Origin of the sequence: Streptosporangium sp. 'caverna', from assembly GCF_003203775.1 — a bacterium.
Taxonomy (GTDB): Bacteria; Actinomycetota; Actinomycetes; order Streptosporangiales; family Streptosporangiaceae; genus Streptosporangium; species Streptosporangium subroseum.
On record NZ_CP029711.1, the window covers coordinates 7,734,497 to 7,753,130 of the forward strand.

Here is an 18,634-nt window from a genome sequence, read left to right on the forward strand (position 1 = left end):
CTCGTAGTTAACGAGAACGTAACAGGCATTGACAGCGATACGTACGGGATTTCAGTCTGTGAACGTTCACAGAAGCTCGGATATGATCAGGTCCCGATACCTCCCACCCCCCCGACACGGAGGAACGCATGCACAGAAACCGGCTCGCAGTGGCAGTGGGCGCGGCCCTGGCCACCCTGGTCGCCGGATGTTCCGGCGCGTCCCAGGAGCCGGCCCCCGCCGCGCAGAGTTCGGCTCCCGCGGGGCCGGTCACGCTCACCTACTGGTCCTGGGTCCCCAACATGGACAAGATCGCGGCGGTCTGGAACCAGGCGCACCCGGACATCCAGGTCACGATCAGCAAGCAGGCCGGGGGTGACGACGCCGCCGCCAAGTTCCTGACCGCGGCCAAGGCGGGCAACCCGCCGGACCTGGTCCAGGCCGAGTACCAGATGCTGCCGTCCTTCGTCGCCGCCGACGCGCTGGCCGACATCAAGAACGACGTGAGCCAGACGAAGGGTGAGTTCAGCGAGGGGATCTGGGGCCTGGTCACGCTGGGGACCGACGCGGTCTACGCGCTCCCGCAGGACAGCGGCCCGATGATGCTGTACTACCGCCAGGACCTGTTCAAGAAGTACGGCATCGAGGTTCCCAAGACGTGGGACGAGTACGCCGAGGCCGCCCGCACCGTGCGGAAGAAGGATCCCAAGGTCTTCCTCGGCACGTTCTCCAGCAAGGACCCCGGCGCGTTCGTCGGCCTGGCCCAGCAGGCCGGGGCCCAGTGGTGGTCGATCAGCGGCCAGTCGTGGAAGGTCGGGATCAACGACGAGCCCACCAAGAAGGTCGCCGACTACTGGGGCGGCCTCGTCAAGGAAGGCGCCATCGACGGTCAGCCGTACTTCACCCCCGAATGGAACAAGGCGCTCAACGACGGCAAGCTGCTGACCTGGCCGTCGGCGGTCTGGGGCCCGGGCGTGCTGTCCGGCAACGCGCCGAACGGCAAGGGCAAGTGGGCGATCGCGCCGCTGCCGCAGTGGAACGCGGGCGAGAGCCTCAGTGGTTTCTGGGGCGGATCGTCCACCGCGGTCGCCGAGAAGTCTCCCAACAAGGCCGCCGCCACGCAGTTCGCGACCTGGCTGAACACCGATCCGCAGGCGCTCGGCCTGCTGGTCAAGGAGGGCGCGGTCTATCCGGCCTCCACCAAGGGCGGCGGTCTCCTCGGTGAGGCGCCCGACTACTTCTCCAACCAGCCCGACTTCTGGGAGCAGGCCGCGGCCATCTCCGCCGGCGCGCGGGGCTTCACCTTCGGGCCGAACGTCAACGTGACCTACAACGCCTTCAAGGACGCCTTCGACAAGGCCGTCCATGACAAGTCCGTCTTCTCCGACGCCGTCCAGACGATGCAGGAGACGACGGTCGCCGACATGCAGAAGTCCGGATTCCAGCTCACCCAATGACGAGACGCCGCAGTGGCGGCGCCCGCGACGCGGGCGCCGTCCCCTACCTCTTCCTCGCACCGGCCATGGTGCTGTTCACGCTGTTCGTGGCCGTCCCCATCGTCTACACGGCGTATCTCAGCCTGCGGCGCACGAAGGTCTCCGGGCTGGGCCTGGGCAAGAACTCCCGCACCGAGATCTTCGTCGGCCTCGACAACTACTCGGCGGCGATCACCGACGGTGAGCTGTGGGCCGGCTGGCTCCGGGTCCTCGGCTACGGCCTGCTGGTGCTGGCGGTCATGCTCGGCCTCGCCCTGCTGTTCGCCCTGCTGCTGGACTCGGCGCACGTACGGCTCGCGCGCTTCTCCAGGATCGCCGTCTTCCTGCCGTACGCGGTGCCCGGCGTGGCCGCCAGCCTGCTCTGGGGCTTCCTCTACCTGCCGAGTCTCAGCCCGATCCGGCAGGTTCTCGACATCGACCTGCTCGGCACCGGCGCCGTCACCTTCTCCATGGCCAACGTGGCCGTCTGGGGCGGGGTCGGCTTCAACATGCTGGTGCTCTACACCAACCTGCGGGCCGTTCCCAGGACCTACTACGAGGCGGCCAGGATCGACGGGGCGGGCGAGATCCAGATCGCCCTGCGGATCAAGATCCCGATCATGATGCCCGCGATCATCCTGACCACGGTGTTCTCCATCATCGCCACCATCCAGGTGTTCACCGAGCCGACCACCCTGCGGCCGCTGACCAACACGATCAGCTCGACCTGGAGCCCGCTGATGAAGGTGTATCGGGACGCGTTCGTCACCGGCGACCTCTACTCGGCCGCCGCCACCTCGATCGTCATCGCGGCGATCTCCCTTGTCCTTTCTTTCGGTTTCCTGCGTGTCGTCCGCAACCGCGCCTTCGGGGAGGGCTGATGGCCACCACAACCCTTGCCGGAGCAGGGCATCGGGCGAGAGTGCGCAGGCCGTACGGGATCGCACCGACCGCGATCCTGCTGCTCGGCGCGCTCTACTGCCTGCTGCCGGTCAGCTGGGTGCTGATCGCCGCCACCAAGTCGAAGGCGGAGCTCTTCTCCACCTCGACCTTCACCCCCGGCACCGGACTGCTGTCCAACATCTCCGACCTGGCGGACTATCGCGGCGGCGTGTTCTGGCTGTGGATGCTGAACACGCTGCTCTACGCGGGCGGCGGCGCGCTGCTGTCCACGGCGGTCTCGGCGGTCTCCGGCTACGCGCTGGCGAAGTACAGCTTCCGCGGCCGGAACCTGATCTTCAACCTGCTGATCGGCGGCATCCTGGTGCCCGCGGTGGTGCTGGCCGTCCCCCAGTATCTGCTGTTCTCGAAGATCGGGCTCGCGGACACCTACTGGTCGGTCCTGCTGCCGCAGATCCTGCACCCGTACAGCATCTACCTGGCGCGCATCTACGCCACCGCCGCCATTCCCGACGCCCTGCTGGAGGCCGGGCGCATCGACGGCGCCGGCCACCTGCTGCTGCTCCGCCGGGTGGCCCTGCCCCTGATGCTTCCCGGCATGGTGACCATCTTCCTGTTCCAGTTCGTGGCGATCTGGAACAACTTCCTGCTGCCTTTCATCATGCTGGGCGACGACCAGAAGTTTCCGCTGACGGTCGGGCTCTACACGCTGCTCGCGGCGGGGGCCAACCAGCCGTCGCTGTACAACCTGATTCTCACGGGCACGCTGATCTCGATCATCCCGCTGATCGCGCTGTTCCTCACGATGCAGCGCTACTGGCGGACCGACCTGGCCGGTGGAGCCGTGAAAAACTAGTGATCGGGCAAGCTGACGGTCGGCGGGCCGCCGGCCGAGGGGACAATGGCAGCATGGCGAAGCGTCCGACCATTCACGACGTCGCGGCGGTGGCGGGGGTCTCCCGGGGAACGGTCTCCCGAGTGCTCAACGACGACCGTTACGTCAGTCCCGCCTCGCACGCCGCCGTCAAGCGGGCCATCGCCGAGACGGGATACGTTCTCAACCGCGCCGCCCGCAGCCTGGTCACCCAGCGGACCGGTTCGGTGGTGATGGTCCTGTCCGAACCTCAGGAGAAGCTGTTCGAGGATCCCACCTACAGCGTGCTCCTGCGGACCGCCACCCGGAGGCTCGCCGAGCGGGACGTGTCGCTGGTGATGATGATCGCCGCGAACGCCGGCGACCGCGACCGGGTCGTGCGTTACCTGCGCGGCGGCCACGCCGACGGGGTGTTCCTGGTCTCCACCCACGCGGGCGACACGCTGGTCGACGCGCTGGTGGACATCCCGGTGGCCGTCGTCGCCCAGGGGGCGGTCATCGGGCGGGAGAACGTGATCCCCTACGCGGCGGCCGACGACCGCGAGGGCGCCCGGCAGATGACGCGCTACCTGGTGGAGCTGGGCCGCAGGCGGATCGCCACCATCACCGGCCCGCTCGACACCCCCGGCGGCGCGCTGCGCCTGGAGGGCTTCGCCGACATCCTCGGCAGGAAGGCGTCCAAGAAGCTGATCGAGCACGGCGACTACACCCAGTTGGGCGGGGAGAGCGCCATGGCCCGGCTGCTGGAGCGCGCCCCCGACATCGACGCGGTGTTCGTCGCCTCGGATCTGATGGCCGCGGGCGCGCTGTCGGCCCTGCGCGCGGCCGGACGGCGGGTGCCCGAGGACGTCGCGGTGGGCGGGTTCGACGACTCGACGGTGGCGCTCTCCACGCACCCCCCGCTCACGACCATCCGGCAGCCCCTGGAACGGGTCGCCGAGGAGACGGTCCGTCTGCTGCTCGCCCTCATCGACGGGGCCGAGCACCTGGACCCGGTGATACTGCCGACGACCCTCATCGTCCGCGAGTCCACCTAGCCGGGTGGGCGCCTAAGCCCCGGCGGCCCGCTGCCGGGGCGTCCGTTGTCCTGCTGCCCTCTGCCCGGTTTGGGGCCCGACCGGCGTCGGCTGGTTCCCGGGAGACCGGATCTCCGATCTCCCGGCGGCGGGTCAGCGGTTGGGGGACGAGCCGTTGACCGTCAGGACGTGCTCCGTCTCGATGGCGGGGAAGGTCCCCGTGTCGATGATCCCGTGCTCGTTGTACGCGGCCTCCAGCAGCGCGTGGGCTCGGGGCTCCAGCTTCCACAGGGCGCGATACTCGCGGGCGGTGGCCACGGCGATGCCGGTCTCATGGGCGATGTCGGTCGCGCGGGGGACGAACTTCCGCTCGATCTGGTTGTCCCAGTATTCCCGCGCGGCACGCATCTGGGCCGCGCGCTGCGCCGTGTCGACGACCGGCGAGGGCCCGTCCAGCAGCTGGAGCTCCTCGTCGTCGTCATCGGCCAGCAGTATCACCGGCGCCGCCGACACCGCCGGGCGCGCGACCGGTTCCCGGGTCTCGTGACTCCACGGGACGGGCGGGGTCAGGTCGATCAGGGCGGCGGTGTTGTAGAGCGCCCCGATCTGGGAGAGCAGCGCCTCCTGCCGGGCGGAGTCGACGGCCAGGCCGCTGTGCTCCACCGCGCGATCCATGGCACGGTCCAGTTTGACGAGGGCCGCCCGCATCTTCCGGTTGGACGCCCCGGCCTCGCGAAGCGCACGGGCGCGCTTGGCGGCCAGCGCGACGCGGGTCAGCCTGCGGTGCGCGTCCACCTCGCTCGCGGTGCGGTCGCTGACCTCGGCCAGACCGATGCGGACCAGTGCGCGTTCGGGGGTCATCCGCCAGTTGATGCGGGAACGCCCGGTGATGCGGTGCCGCTCGATCGCCATGCCGCGCTCCCACAGCCAGGCCGCCACCAGTGGGGCGGCAAGCCGGAAGACGGCCTCGGCGAGGCTGCGGGCGTCCATGCTCGACAGGACCGCGGTCAGGCAGGTGAGCGCCCATACGGCGACGCCGTCGATGCCCGCGGAGTAGTTCTCCCTCATGTTGCGGCGCGCCCGCACCGCGCTGGTGATGACGGCGACCTCGATGAAGGCGAAGAGCAGGAACCTCAGCGGCCCGTCGAAGCCCAGCACGTCGCCGGAGAAACGCCACATACCCTGGGCGGATACTCCCGTCGCGATGCTGGCTGCGACGATGGTGAGGATGTCCTCCACCGGACGGGGTGCGACGAAGCGGTGGAAGAACCGGGTTCCCGCGCGGTAGGCCGCGCGGAACACAAAAAAGGCCAGAACCAGAAGGATCAGGGCGAACACGCAAATGATGATCGTTCCGACTGGCTGGTCCGATATGAAGGTGGTGATTTGATCGATGGGGGGCATCAGTCACTGTCCGTCAGTCTCGATGTCCGACAGGATATCTACGCGATCCTTCCAGAATGTCGGCAGCTTGTTCGCGAAACGGATGCTGCCATTGTGACTGGATTGGCGTTTTTTCGCTCCGGTTTGCCGGTGAGGAAGAGCGGATCGCACGGGAGTTCGCCGTCACGCGCGGTTTCGTGTCGCTACTCCTGGTCTTGTGAGCTATGTGTCACTCTCGACATCCGGGTCGGCATGAGTGATCAACCCTGACCGAACCGCCAGCACTTGAGGAGAACCCGTTGACCAACCCGCATACGCACGACAATCTCGATCTCGCCGCGAAGGCTCAGGAGCTGGCGGACAACGAGTTGGCCGGATTGCTCGACCGCACCGCAGCCAAGTCGGTGGCCATCACCTGCGCGACCACGCGCGACCTCACCGAGGCCAGGGACGCCCTCGACGGCGTCTCTCCCGACGAGGTACGGCAGGCCGCGCTCGCACTCTTCGATCGCCTTACGACGCAATCCGGGTGATCCCCCGGGACGGCCGCCACCCCGGGTGGGCGCCGGTCATCTCGGCATGGGCGAATACGAACCGATGAGCGAGCCGGCGGGCCGATCCCGTCAGGCCGTGAGCCGAGCCGTGCCCGTTCCCCTCTCCACCGCCGTTCTGGCGACGATGGAGCGGGGACACGCCGTCCGGCCGAGCCGTTGGACACGGCGAATGGGATCGTTCCGGTGACACGTCGGATCGCGGTCCGCCATGCCCCCGAAATTCCGTCCCGAACCGCCTCCCTTGAGCGGTCGCTTCCGGAAACGCCCACTGCGGCCGCGCATCCCGTCCGGTCGCCGAATCAACGGAAAATGTCAGTGCCCGGCGAGATGATGAGGAGGTGAATACGTGTTAAATCAGTAGCGGGGGTAGCCGAAGGTCCGTCAGACTTGGAAGCCCCCGGGGAAGAGACATGCGATGGAAAAAACCATGATGAGCGTGTCCGACCTGGCGCGAGTTCTCTATGCCTCCGCCCTGCAGGCATCGGAAGATCCGTCGCCGGATCAGGTGCGCATGATCATCGAAGACCAGATACGCCTCTGCCATGCAGACCCTGCCCGTTGCGCGGCTCTTGTCGCCCAGGAGGCCGGCGACCATCCGGAGGCGTACGAAGCCCGGATGCGCTGGGCCCTGAAAGCGGTCGGCCGGGCCCGACCGGCCATCCCGGTCACGACCTGACCGATCCCTGATCACGACCTGACCGATCCGGCGAGGGCGCGGACGACGGTTCCGCGCCGGTGCACCGGATCAGGCGGCGAGGGCGTCCAGGATCTCCTGCCCGTACTTCGCGAGCTTGTTCTCGCCGACGCCGTTGATCATGGCCAGCTCGGCCAGGGACGACGGAAGCCCGGTCGCGATCTCGCGCAGGGTCGCGTCATGGAAGATCACATACGCGGGCACTCCCTGCTCCTTCGCGGTGGCGGCACGCCAGGCGCGGAGTAGCTCGAAGATCGGCATAGCCTCTTCGGGCAGGTCGGCGGGGGTGGCCCGGGGGGACTTGCCGGCCTTGGCGGGCTTGGCGGCTCGTGCCGCCCGCTCGGGCTCGCGCCGCAGCGGGACCTGCCGCTGTCTGCCCAGCACCTCGGCGCTCGCGTCGGTGAGCACGAGCGTGCCGTAGTCGCCCTCGACGGTCAGCAGGCCCTGGGCCAGCAACTGGCGCACCACCCCGCGCCACTCGGTCTCGCTCAGCTCCGTGCCGACGCCGAAGACCGTCAGGGACGCGTGATCATGCTGGATGACCTTCGGTGTCTGCTTCCCGAGCAGGATGTCGATGATCTGACCCGCGCCGAACTTCTGGCGCCGCTCACGCTGGAGCCGGAGCACGGTCGACAGGAGCTTCTGGGCGGCGACCGTACCGTCCCAGGACTCGGGTGGCGACAGGCACGTGTCGCAGTTGCCGCAGGCGGTGCTCTGCTGGCCGAAGTAGGCGAGCAGCTGCACGCGGCGGCACTCGACCGCCTCGCAGAGGGCCAGCATGGCGTCGAGATGGCTGCCCAGGCGGCGCTGATGGGCCGCGTCGCCCTCGGAGGTGTCGATCATCTTGCGCTGCTGCACGACGTCCTGGAGACCGTAGGCCAGCCAGGCGGTGGAGGGCAGGCCGTCACGCCCGGCCCTGCCGGTCTCCTGGTAGTAGCCCTCGACGGACTTGGGCAGGTCGAGATGGGCGACGAACCGCACGTCGGGTTTGTCGATGCCCATGCCGAACGCGATGGTGGCGACCATGATGACGCCGTCCTCACGCAGGAAGCGCGACTGGTTCTCGGCTCGGACCCGCGCGTCGAGCCCCGCGTGGTAGGGCAGCGCCTGGAATCCGTTCTCCACCAGGAACGCGGCGGTCTTCTCGACGGAGGCCCGCGACAGGCAGTAGACGATGCCCGCGTCCTCGGGGTGCTCGGTGCGCAGCAGTTTCAGGAGCTGCCGCTTGGGCTCGTTCTTCGGTTCGATGCGGTACTGGATGTTGGGGCGGTCGAAGCTCGCCACAAAATGGCGGGCCTCTCCCAGGTTCAGCCGGGATGCGATCTCGGCGTGGGTGGCCTCGGTGGCGGTCGCGGTCAGCGCGATGCGCGGCACGGAGGGCCAGCGCTCGTGCAGCGTGGAGAGTGCCAGGTAGTCGGGCCGGAAGTCATGCCCCCACTGGGCTACGCAGTGTGCCTCGTCGATGGCGAACAGTGAGATCTTGCCGCGATCGAGCAGCCTCAGCGTCGACTCGACCCGCAGGCGTTCCGGTGCGAGGTAGAGCAGGTCCAGCTCACCGGCGAGGAAGGCCGACTCGACCCGGCGCCGCTCCTCGTGATCCTGCGTGGAGTTGAGGAACCCCGCCCGCACGCCGAGCGCCGTCAGGGCGTCGACCTGGTCCTGCATGAGCGCGATGAGCGGTGAGACGACGATGCCGACGCCCTCCCGCACGAGCGCGGGAATCTGGTAGCACAGCGACTTGCCGCCGCCGGTCGGCATGAGCACGAGCGCGTCACGGCCGGAGACGACATGCTCGATGATCTCCTGCTGGCCCTCCCGGAACGAGGCGTAGCCGAAGACGCGGTTCAGCACGCGCGACGCGTCGCTCACCTCGGGATCGTTCGCGGGGGAGGTCATCGGGTCATTGTACGAGATCATGCTGCCCGCGACGGCGAGCGGGGGGAAACCCGCGCGGCACGCGATGACCATGTAAGCGCATATATCGGCATTCGCGGAAGAATCTCCGGTTTGATGTTGCGCGCGGAGGTTGCGGTGATGATTTCGGGGTGTGGGCAGGATTGGAGCATGGAAGTGCTCAGCAGCCGGATTCTCCTGCGTCCCGCCGACCTGGACCGCAGTCGCCGGTTCTACCGTGACGTGATCGGCCTGGCGGTCTACCGCGAGTTCGGGCCGCCCGACGATCCGGGCGTGGTGTTCTTCCTCGGCCAGGGGTTCCTGGAGGTCTCCGGGCGTTCCGACGGCACGCGCGGACGGACGCTCGAGATCTGGCTCCAGGTCCGCGACGTCCACGCCGAACACGACCGGCTGGTCGCCTCCGGGGTCCGGGTGACTCGGGCACCGCGGAAAGAACCGTGGGGGCTCGTCGAGACGTGGATCGAGGATCCGGACGGCGTGCGCATCGTCATCGTCGAGATCCCCGGCGACCACCCCCTGCGGCGCGACCAGAGGTGATCATCGGGGCGGCGTGGAGGACCGCCCCGATGATCACACTGGCTACCGTCCGGCTCTCATGCTCTCCGGCGGTCCCAGGTAACTGGGCACGACGCCGCCCGTGTCCACCACGAGCCGCTGCACCACCACGGTCGGGTCGACCATCCAGATCTTCAGGACGTGGGCGCCCGGCGTGCCGATCGTGTGCGTGGTGGTGGTCACGTTGACGTTGTCAGACGTGTTCCGCTCCCACTGCCTGTTCATGGTCGTGTCGTTGGCGCCGGTGGCGGTCGTGATGTTCACGATCTGCGGCGCCTGGTCGTCGATCGAGACGGCGTACTTGAGCCCGTCCGTCGGCAGGACGTTGTTCCTGGGCGACAGGAACGCCGAGACCTTGACGGGCCCGGTGGTGAACGTGGTCATCGCGTACTCCAGACGCGGGCCGTTGCCGCCCGGTGTCCGGCTCTGCGCGGTGACCGGGGAGGGCGTCATGCCGTTCCCGGTCCGCCCGATGCCCGGGATGAGCTTCCAGCCGACCCCGGGGGCGGTCACGGCCTTCGTGTAGTGGTCGGCCTCGATCGAGACGTGACCGCCCGCCTCCACGAAGCCCTTGACCTGCCTGTCCGGCATGGACGGGTTGTCCACGACGGCCTTGACGACCACGCTCGTGCCGTTCGGCCCGGAGACCGTGATGGGCACCTCGGTCCTCCCCTTCGGGGCGCGCGACCAGTCGACGCGCACGGTGGCCCGCACCTGCTTGCCGACGCGGCCCGCCTTCGGCGTGACGCTCACCCACGGCACGGACGGCCTGACGGTGTAGTCGAAGGCCTTCGTGCCGCGGTTGAACACCTCGATGTACTGCTCCGGCAGGCTCTGATACGGGCTGAAGGCGGGCAGCACCGCCGGAGACCGCTCCGCCGGCCACCACTTGTCGGACCCGTCGACGGCGACGCCCAGGTCCGAGCCGCCCGGGACCTCGATCCGCTGGAGGTACGGGTAGAAGGCGTCGGGCAGGGCCACGTTGTTCAGTTCGGGCTGCTGCCAGGGCGCGTTCGGCCCGTACCGCTCCACATCCCCGTAGCCGATCTTCGGCTGGAGCTGGAACCCGTTCCACTTCCCGCCGGCCAGCGTGGTGTTGTAGTAGGCGGACATCGCCTGGTCCTCGTCGAACCGGGCCTGGGCGAGGTCGGCGAGGTCGTTGGTGGCGGCACGTCCCTGCCTGGCGTAGAGGATGTTGGTGAACTGCGCGTTGCGCAGCGCGTAGAGGTTGGCCGTCGCCTTCACCTGGTAGTAGACGAGCTGGTAGTAGGCGTCGTCATAGGCTTTCGGCAGGGAGTCGCGGATCTTGCCGGCCTTCGCCGCGAGGCGCTGCCACTCCGCGGTGATCCGGTCCATCTCCTGGTAAGCGGTCAGGCTGAAGGGGGTGTCCTTGTCGTCGTAGACCACGGCGGAGGAGTCCGTGGCGGGGTTCTTGGCGGGATCGAGGCTGATCCGGCGGTTCAGCAGCTCCGGCTTGCGGCGGGACTGCAGGTGTCCGTAGGTGCTCAGGACCTCGGCGATCTCCTCGGCCTGCTTGGGCCCGAAGTTCTGCGCCGCGTACTGCCGTTCCCACTCACCGAGGCGCTCCAGCGGCCAGCGGTCGGGGTCCCACGCGTAGTCGAGGAAGAACTGGAGCGGGAGCTCCTCGTTCTTCATGTCGCCCACGTTGACGACCCAGAGCCGGTCCACGCCGTAGGTGTAGCTGGTGCTCAGCTGCTCCCAGGTGTTGGCGAGGTTGACGGTGTCGGCCCACTTGTAGTTGCGTCCGCCGCCGACGTAGTCGAAGTGGTAGTACATGCCGTAGCCGCCGCTGCGCTCGGCGAGTTGCGGGTTGGGCAGCTTGCGCATGTTGCCCCAGTTGTCGTCGCAGAAGACGACGGTCACGTCGTCGGGCGGGCGCAGACCCTGGTCCCAGTAGCGCTGGACCTCCTTGTAGAGGGTCTGGACCTGCGGGATCGTCTCCAGGTCCTCGCCGCTCTCCGCGGCCAGGATCTCGCGCTGGCTGGCGAGGATGCTCTCCATCAGCTCGATGCCGTCGCCGTCGGGCAGGCTCACGTCGCCGTTGCCACGCATGCCGAGGGTGACCACGCCCTCGTAGTTCTGCTCCTTCATCCGCCGGATGCCCTCGGCCCAGTACTTCTTGATGGCCTCGCCGTTGCGGCGGAAGCTCCACTCACCGGTGCCGCCGAACGGGTCGCTGCCCGGCTTGGTGATGTTGCCCTGGCTGTCGCGCACCGCGGCCACGGCGTGCCGGTTCCACTCCTCGATGCCCCGCATCATCGGCGCCTCGTGCGAGGTGCCCATCACGACGCCGTACTGGGTGGCCGTCCGGTGGTTCGCCGGGTCGTCCTCGGCGAACGCCCGGCCCCAGACCGCCGGCCAGAGGTAGTTGGCCTTGAGCCGGAGCATGACCTCGAAGACCTTGGCGTAGAACTTGCTGTTGAAGCCGCCCTCGAAGCCCGGGGCCAGGCCGGGGCCGAAGAAGCGGGGCGCCCAGGTGCCCAGGGAGGGGTTCTCGTCGTTGATGAAGAACCCGCGGTATTTCACCTTCGGCGTGCCCTGGCTGTGGCGCCCGGGCAGCACGTAGAGCGCGTCCTGGTGACGCGCGGGAACGTCGTCCCACCAGGACCAGGGGGACACGCCGATCTGCTTCGAGACCTCGTACGCACCGTAGATCGTCCCGCGCTGGTCACTGCCGGCGATCACGAACGCACGGCGGACGCCCGGCAGGGGGTTCTGCACCACCTGCTGGAGGGACGTCTCCCATTTGCCCGCGATCGCGGTCACATCCAGCTTCCCCGCGGTCACGAGGTTGTCGATGAGCGGGCTCTTCCCGATGGTTCCGATGAGCACCACGTCGTTCTGCGACGGGATCCGGCCGGACGAGACCGCGGGCTGGACGTCGGTGACCCGCTTGATATCGGCTTGGAGGTCGTTCACCACCCGGATCACCCCCGGATGGTCGTCCGCGCCGACCACGAGCGGCGCGGCCCTGCCGGCCGCCACGAGCGGGAAGCGCCCGGGACCCGCGGTGGTGGAGATGAACGTGTCCGGATCGGCCGACTTGCCGTGGACGAGGCTCTCCTTCCTCGCGTCACCGGCGGATCCGGGGTCTTTTTCCGCACTCCAGGCCGTGGGGGTGGCGAGGGCGGTGGCGGCGGCCACGACCGTCAGCGAAAGCAGGAGTCTCAGGAACCGCGACGGTGCTTGCCGCACCGCGGGCGCGGAGGCCGGTAAACCGATGGCGAACCTTCTCATTTCGCGATCTCCATGGGGGGATGGATTACTGCTGAATGAAAGTTTCTACTCGTTACCGAAAATTTCGGAGGGCAATCAAATTAACCGGATGGTAGCCATACCGGCATGCCCGGTCAACAAGGCTCCCGTGGAAGACCGCCGAATCCACGCCGATCACGTCCGTCATTCACCACCCTGACCGGCACCGCCCGGGCAACCGTGGAAGTGACCTGGCGGAACTCGCCGGGCGGCATCGAAGGCGCCGCGCTTCGCGGTGAGCGGCGGGCCATGAACGTTTCATGGCATCACGACACCACGTCGCCTCGCACCGGCAGGCGCGCGCACGGAATCCGCTCGATCGCCTCGCGCCCACCCCGAGGGGCGTTTCCCACCGATTCGGACATCGGGCGCCCTCCGAAACCCGTATTCATTCAGGGCGTCTCCGGATGTCTCCTCCTTCACGCTGAACCCGATCGGCCCAGGCGGGAGCGTGAAGGAAAGGGATCGCGGCCGTTGGCGTACGGCAAGGGCTCAGAACGGACCGATGAGGAGACTCACCTCGGAGTCGCCGCCGAAGGCCCACCCCTACGCGAGCGGCGACTCCGGAGCGGAGCGGCTCGACTGTCACGCCGAAGGCGGTTCCGGAGCGGACCGGCCTGGGCAACACGCCGAGGGCACCTCCGGAGCGGACCCGCTCCCCGCTCTCGCCCCGGAGTTCACCGCCGCCCTCGATGTCTCCACGGCGTCCGCGACGCATCGGGCGACACCGCCGTTCAACGGTTCACATATCCCCAGGCCTCAGAGATCGGCAGGAGGTCGTGCGGCATCTCGTCCGGTCGTGGGAGGGGACGGCCGGGCTGCACGCTCCCCGTGCGGATCTTGTCCTTCCAGTCGCCGATGCCCTTGACGAACCCGCCGTGCTCGTGGTCCCCGTAGGAGAGCATGCCCGGCTCCCAGGGCACATCGAGGAAGTCGCACACGCTTCGCAGCGTCTCCTCCGGCGACTCGGTCAGGTTCTCGTAGGTCAGGGTGAGCCCGTCGAACGCCTTCCGGGCGTCCTCGACGGCCCGCATGAAGCGGACGGTGTGGCGCACCGCCTCTTCCATCGGCCGCCCCTCCGGATCGCCCTCGTGCCAGGATCGGGCGACGGAGGCCGGATGCCGCAGGAGAAAGATGAAACGGGCATCGGGCCAGCAGGTGGCGATGCGTTTCCAGGCGAACGAGTTGCTCGGCGTCTTGTCGACGATGAACGGTTTTCCGCTCCTCACCAGCTCCCGGTGGAGCATCCGATCCCAGAGAATGTGCTCGATGTCACTCTGGTTGTGGCCGAGCGCCTCCATCGCCTGCTGCACGGGGTCGGTGGTCAGATTCACCGTGAGCCTGCGAATGTGCATCTCGTGCGGTGCGTGGAGCTGGGAGTGGCTGTTGAGCAGGACCCGGAGCAGGGTCGACCCCGAACGCGGCGGAGACAGCACGAAGATCGGCGCTGTGAGCAGGCGATCCGCCTCCGGGTCGGCCGGTGGCCGGATCTCCGGAGCGGGAGGCGGAGGGGGCTCCTGGCTTGTCATCTTCTTGAACCGGTATCCGGTCGCCTCTTCCAGGGCAACGTTGACCTTGCTTTTCCAACCCATGGCAAGAACGCTAGCGAAGCTACCTCAAGATTAGCTTGGAAGTGGGTGTCAAAACCCCTCACATGATCGTCCCCCCGGAGGCTCTGACCTGGCAACATGGATCAGAGCCCCCGCTGGCGGCCCAGGGTGACTAGTCCACCTGAAGCACGATCTGGCCGATCCGGTCGACGACACCGAACTCACCGGCCGAGGCCCGGTTCTTCGTCAGGCCGACGCTGATCCCGGTGGCGGTGTCCGCGAAGGCCGCGGTGCCCCCGCTGCCGGCCATCCCGAACAGGGTGGGGCTGCTGAGCGTCCCGGTCAGGCCGACCGAGTAACCCAGCCCCCAGGTGCCGGGGCCGCCCGTGACCTCGTCCGTGCCCGTCACCGCGGCGGAGGACAGCTCGCGCAACCGGTCGGGAGAGACGAGCGCTCCACCGAGCAGCGCGTCGTACATGCGCGCCACCGCGCGGGCGGTCATCGTGGCGCCCGCCGGGATGTCGGAGCTCAGCACGTCGGGGCGGTTGCTGAACGCGGCGTCCGGCATCGCCGCCATGGGTGCGGCCGTGTAACCGTCGACCACCCTGAAGAACGGGATCGCGGCCAGCATCTCGGCGGGCATCTCCATCGCGGGCCCGGCCTCCTCGATCCTGGCCAGCCGGCCGAGCTCGGACTCGGGCACCCCGAAGAAGAGCTCGTCGGCCACGCCGAGCGGCCCCGCCACCTCCTCGCGGAGCACCTGCGAGATACGCTTCCCGGTCACCCGGCGCACGATTTCGCCGAGGATGTAGCCGTAGGTCTGCGGGTGGTAGCCGAAACGGGTTCCCGGCTCCCACCACGGCGTGGCGTCGGCGATCGCGCCGCACATCCTGTCCCAGTCGCACAGGTCCTCGGGCGTGGTGCCGACCGGCACCCCGGGCACGCCGACCGCATGTGTCAGCGCGTGCCGTACGGTCGCCTTCTCCTTGCCGTGGGCGGCGAACTCCGGCCACACCTCCGCGATCGGGGTCTCGTAGCCGAGCGCCCCGCGCTCAGCCAGCACATGGACGACGGTCGCGGTCACGCCCTTCCCGGTCGAGGTGCTGTAGACCGGGGTGTCGGACGTGAAGGGACGGCCCGTCTCCGGGTCGGCGATGCCCGCCACCGCGTCGACCAGGAGTTCGCCACGCCGGTAGACGGCGACCTGTACGCCGCGCTCGGCTCCCGACTCGACGAGCTCGTCGATGGCGGCCTGCACGTTCTTCTGAAGGTCGGTCATTATGATTCCTCTCTCGAAAGCTCCCCCGTAAGACGAGAGGGGCGCGAAAAAGGAATCGGTCCGCCTTCGAAGGCCCCGGAACAGAGACGGGAGAGGAGACGGATCCGCCTCAGGAGCCTCAGAGCGAGGGCGGAAGGCCGAACCGGGAGAACGTCTCCTCCCCGTACGTGGTGACCTGGGTCACCAGCCCGTCCTCCACCCGCAGGACCCCGAGCCATGAGGGCAGGAAGTCAGACTGGCCGGCTCTACGCAGATACGCGGCCGCCGTGGGCTGCCGGTTGGCCCAGGTGCCGAGCATTCGCCAGTCGCCCCAGGCCTCGGGGCCCACCATCGCGGGAGTCCACGACGCCAGGAACGTCTCGCGCCCCAGCAGCCAGATCGGCGCCGGCGGCATCGTCTGCCACACGTCGGCCCGCAGCACTCCGGCCAGGACGGACGGATCCGCCTGCTCGATGGCGTCGATGTAGCGCTGCAGGACGGTGCGCTCCTGCGGGGTGGGCTCGGCGGACGGAGCCCACTCCAGCCGCTGCGCGGGCAGGTGCTCCTTGAGCGTCGGCCTGGCGCGCTGCAGGGCGCTCTTCACCGCGGCGACGGTCAGCTCCAGGGACCCGGCGGTCTCCTCCGCCGACCAGCCGAGCACGTCGCGCAGGATCAGCACCGCGCGCTGCCTGGGCGGCAGGTGCTGGATCGCCACCAGGAAGGCCAGCTCGATCGTCTCGCGATCGATCACCATGTCGGCCGTGTCCAGCAGCGCGTCGGGGTACGGCTGGAGCCACGGAACCGCGCCCGAGGCCGGTGGGTCGAGCCCGGGATCGGACGCGGCCGGCGCCGAGCGCGGCTGTGGCTGCCGGGGGTGCGCCCTGAGGTGGTCCAGGCAGGCGTTGGTGGCGATCCGGTACAGCCAGGCGCGCAGACCGGCTTCGCTCCGCAGGGTGTCGCGCCGCCGCCAGGCGCGCAGGAACGTCTCCTGCACCAGGTCCTCGGCCTCGTCGAAGGAGCCGAGCATCCGGTAGCAGTGCACGTGCAGCTCTCGCCGGTGCTCCTCGACGCGCTCACCGAACCCGTCCACGGCTACCACCGCCCGAGCTGCTCGAAGCGCCCGGCGAGGGGCCGGAAACCGCGGGCGGCGGAGCCCACGCTCTTCCCGATGAGGACGGCCTCGTCCTTCCCGGTGAGGACGGCCTCGCCGGGGACGATGACACGGCCCTCAGCGGAGACGACACCGAGAGCCGGCACCGGTGCAACGGCACCGAACCCGGACGGCATGAGCCTGATACCCGCCATGGCCGGGATCCTAGCCGTTCGCCGACGAGGACCGCGATGCCCGACGGCACGCATCTCCTGCCCCAGGGACCGCTCGCACCGGACCGCCGGCTCACACCCTCATCGGACCTTCCCCGGGCCTGCGCACCGGACCGCCGGCCCGCACCCTCATAGACCCTTCTCCGGGCCTGCGCCGCGGACCACTCGCACCGGACCGCCGGCCCGAACCCTCATAGACCCTTTCCCGGGCCTGCGCACCGGACCGCCGGCCCGAACCCTCATCGGCCCCTCCCCGGACTGGGGATCACCTCGTGATCCGGGCCGAGCATCACCCTTCTCCCACCGGCCTGACCTCGCCGAGCGTCGGCAGGCGGCGCCGGACAGTCACGTGGCGCTCGGAAATACCGTCACATGACGCTCGCGAGGCGGGCGGCGTGTTCCGTACGGTCTGCCATGAGCAGACAGCGGTCGATACGGACGGCAGATCGTAGGGCACGCCGCCTCTCCTAGAGCACGACGCTCCATCCCCGACGAGGGGACATGTGACCGTTTTGCCCTAGTCCATGACCACAAGGGCCACGGACAGCGCTCCGGGCCCGACCCGAAAGGCGATCATGACGACCCCTACCCCGGTCATCTTCATCCACGGACTGTGGCTGCACGCCACCTCCTGGAACCCCTGGGTCGAACTCTTCCGTGAAGCCGGCTACGAGCCCCTGGCACCGGGCTGGCCCGGTGACTCCGACACCGTCGAGGAATCTCGCGCCAACCCCGACAGCATCGCCGACCACGGCATCGACGACGTGGTCGAGCACTACACCAAAATCATCAACGGCCTCGCCGTCAAGCCGATCCTGATCGGGCACTCCTTCGGCGGCATGATCGCCCAGAAACTCCTCGGACAGGACCTCGCGGCCGCCGCCATCGCCATCGACGCCGCCCAGATCAAGGGCGTGCTGCCGCTGCCGCTGTCGGCGCTGCGCTCCACCCTGCCGGTGTTCAAAAACCCCGCCAACAACCACCGGGCCGTCTCGCTGACCGCCGAGCAGTTCCGCTACGCCTTCGGCAACGCCGTCTCCGAAGAGGAGTCCGACGCCCTGTTCGAGCGCTGGGCGATCCCGGCGCCGGGCAAGCCGCTGTTCGAGGCCGCCGCCGCCAACTTCAACCCGCACTCCCCCGCCAAGGTCGACACCGACAACGAGATGCGCGGCCCGCTGCTACTGATCATGGGCGGCAAGGACCACACCGTGCCCGAGGCCGTCACCAGGGCCACCCTGAAGCAGTATCGCCATTCCCACGCGGTCACCGACATCAAGGACTTCCCCGACAAGGCGCACTCCCTGACCATCGACAGCGGCTGGCGCGAGGTCGCCGACACCTCCCTGAGCTGGCTCAAGGAACAGGCACTCTGAGTGCCCCATGGAGGACTGGAGCGCCGCCCGCAAGGCCGAACCCGCCAGGCGGCGCCCCTACCTCGGCCCGGCGGCCACCGGCACCGTAACGACACCCACGATCGGCCCGGCCGGCTCCGCCCGCGTCGCGTCTAACCGGCCTCGTGCGCGTCGACCAGCTGCCGGGGCGCCGTCAGGCACCAGGCCTCGGTGACCAGCTCGAACAGCTCCTCTGAATCGATCTTCCCGAGGTGCACCACGACCCAGCCGAACCGGCCGGCGGTGAACTGGACCTCGAACACCTCCGGGCGCTCCGCCACCAGCGCGATCTGCTCCTCGATCGTCGCCTTTAGCCCGACGGTCGCGGTCTTCTCCCACAGGTAGCCGAAGCCCTTGCCCCGCACTTTCAACGAGATCCAGCTGCCGCCGTCGCCCTGCTCGACCTCGGGCAGTTCGTCCAGCATCTTCAGGAACTCACCAATGCTCACACCCATGGCCCACATGTATCAGAGCGCTCCGACATTTATCCCC

General features: G+C 68.7%; 16 protein-coding genes. 8 read left to right on the plus strand and 8 right to left on the minus strand.

Annotation, left to right across the window (positions count from 1 at the left end):
• The first annotated feature begins 128 nt into the window (after positions 1-128).
• From DKM19_RS33690 to DKM19_RS33705, 4 genes are read left to right on the plus strand one after another with little or no spacing between them, the layout of a single operon-like run.
• On the plus strand, positions 129-1,436 hold the full coding sequence (locus DKM19_RS33690) for an ABC transporter substrate-binding protein (protein WP_110701363.1): 1,308 nt from the start codon (positions 129-131) through the stop codon (positions 1,434-1,436).
• A complete protein-coding gene (locus tag DKM19_RS33695; RefSeq protein ID WP_110701365.1) occupies positions 1,433-2,335 on the plus strand; it encodes a carbohydrate ABC transporter permease in 903 nt (300 codons plus the stop codon). The genes DKM19_RS33690 and DKM19_RS33695 overlap by 4 nt, the downstream gene beginning before the upstream one ends.
• Positions 2,335-3,210 (plus strand): carbohydrate ABC transporter permease, encoded by an 876-nt coding sequence (locus DKM19_RS33700; protein ID WP_110701367.1) that lies wholly within the window; start codon positions 2,335-2,337, stop codon positions 3,208-3,210. Before DKM19_RS33695 ends, DKM19_RS33700 begins: the two co-directional genes overlap by 1 nt.
• A gap of 53 nt (positions 3,211-3,263) precedes the next feature.
• Entirely contained in the window at positions 3,264-4,265 is a 1,002-nt protein-coding gene (locus DKM19_RS33705; RefSeq protein WP_110701369.1) for a LacI family DNA-binding transcriptional regulator, read from the plus strand.
• A 132-nt stretch (positions 4,266-4,397) separates the two neighbouring features.
• On the opposite strand, the gene DKM19_RS33710 is transcribed toward DKM19_RS33705, so the two are convergent.
• Positions 4,398-5,582 carry a hypothetical protein gene (locus DKM19_RS33710; protein ID WP_239513726.1) on the minus strand — a complete coding sequence of 395 codons (1,185 nt, stop codon included), beginning with the start codon at positions 5,580-5,582 and terminating at the stop codon, positions 4,398-4,400.
• A gap of 344 nt (positions 5,583-5,926) precedes the next feature.
• On the opposite strand from DKM19_RS33710, the gene DKM19_RS33715 reads away from it, so the two are divergent.
• Positions 5,927-6,160, plus strand: a complete 234-nt coding sequence (locus DKM19_RS33715) for a hypothetical protein (protein WP_110701373.1) — start codon at positions 5,927-5,929, stop codon at positions 6,158-6,160.
• A gap of 436 nt (positions 6,161-6,596) precedes the next feature.
• Positions 6,597-6,857, plus strand: coding sequence for a hypothetical protein (locus DKM19_RS33720; protein ID WP_204358359.1), 261 nt, complete (start codon positions 6,597-6,599; stop codon positions 6,855-6,857).
• A gap of 69 nt (positions 6,858-6,926) precedes the next feature.
• Here the strand turns inward: DKM19_RS33720 and recQ are convergent, their stop codons facing one another.
• The gene (gene recQ, locus DKM19_RS33725) at positions 6,927-8,744 is read right to left on the minus strand and encodes a DNA helicase RecQ (protein WP_305000270.1); all 1,818 of its coding nucleotides are present in this window, start codon (positions 8,742-8,744) and stop codon (positions 6,927-6,929) included.
• A 195-nt stretch (positions 8,745-8,939) separates the two neighbouring features.
• On the opposite strand from recQ, the gene DKM19_RS33730 reads away from it, so the two are divergent.
• On the plus strand, positions 8,940-9,326 hold the full coding sequence (locus DKM19_RS33730; protein WP_110701375.1) for a VOC family protein: 387 nt from the start codon (positions 8,940-8,942) through the stop codon (positions 9,324-9,326).
• A 42-nt stretch (positions 9,327-9,368) separates the two neighbouring features.
• Here DKM19_RS33730 and DKM19_RS33735 read toward each other — a convergent pair whose 3' ends face one another.
• From DKM19_RS33735 to DKM19_RS33755, 5 genes are all read right to left on the minus strand, one after another.
• Positions 9,369-12,602 (minus strand): glycosyl hydrolase 115 family protein, encoded by a 3,234-nt coding sequence (locus DKM19_RS33735; protein WP_110701377.1) that lies wholly within the window; start codon positions 12,600-12,602, stop codon positions 9,369-9,371.
• A 752-nt stretch (positions 12,603-13,354) separates the two neighbouring features.
• Positions 13,355-14,212 (minus strand): sulfotransferase, encoded by an 858-nt coding sequence (locus DKM19_RS33740; protein WP_110701379.1) that lies wholly within the window; start codon positions 14,210-14,212, stop codon positions 13,355-13,357.
• Positions 14,213-14,342: 130 nt separating this feature from the next.
• Positions 14,343-15,449 carry a serine hydrolase domain-containing protein gene (locus tag DKM19_RS33745; protein WP_110701381.1) on the minus strand — a complete coding sequence of 369 codons (1,107 nt, stop codon included), beginning with the start codon at positions 15,447-15,449 and terminating at the stop codon, positions 14,343-14,345.
• 118 nt (positions 15,450-15,567) lie between these two features.
• Positions 15,568-16,518 carry an RNA polymerase subunit sigma-70 gene (locus DKM19_RS33750; protein ID WP_239513727.1) on the minus strand — a complete coding sequence of 317 codons (951 nt, stop codon included), beginning with the start codon at positions 16,516-16,518 and terminating at the stop codon, positions 15,568-15,570.
• Positions 16,519-16,520: 2 nt separating this feature from the next.
• Complete coding sequence (locus DKM19_RS33755) at positions 16,521-16,733, minus strand: hypothetical protein (RefSeq protein ID WP_110701385.1); 213 nt, start codon at positions 16,731-16,733, stop codon at positions 16,521-16,523.
• Positions 16,734-17,326: 593 nt separating this feature from the next.
• Between DKM19_RS33755 and DKM19_RS33760 the strand changes: the two genes are divergently transcribed.
• Positions 17,327-18,124, plus strand: a complete 798-nt coding sequence (locus DKM19_RS33760; RefSeq protein ID WP_110706179.1) for an alpha/beta hydrolase — start codon at positions 17,327-17,329, stop codon at positions 18,122-18,124.
• Between the two features lie 131 nt (positions 18,125-18,255).
• Here DKM19_RS33760 and DKM19_RS33765 read toward each other — a convergent pair whose 3' ends face one another.
• Positions 18,256-18,597: an MmcQ/YjbR family DNA-binding protein gene (locus tag DKM19_RS33765; RefSeq protein WP_110706180.1), complete on the minus strand. Its 342-nt coding sequence runs from the start codon at positions 18,595-18,597 to the stop codon at positions 18,256-18,258.
• Positions 18,598-18,634 lie beyond the last annotated feature (37 nt).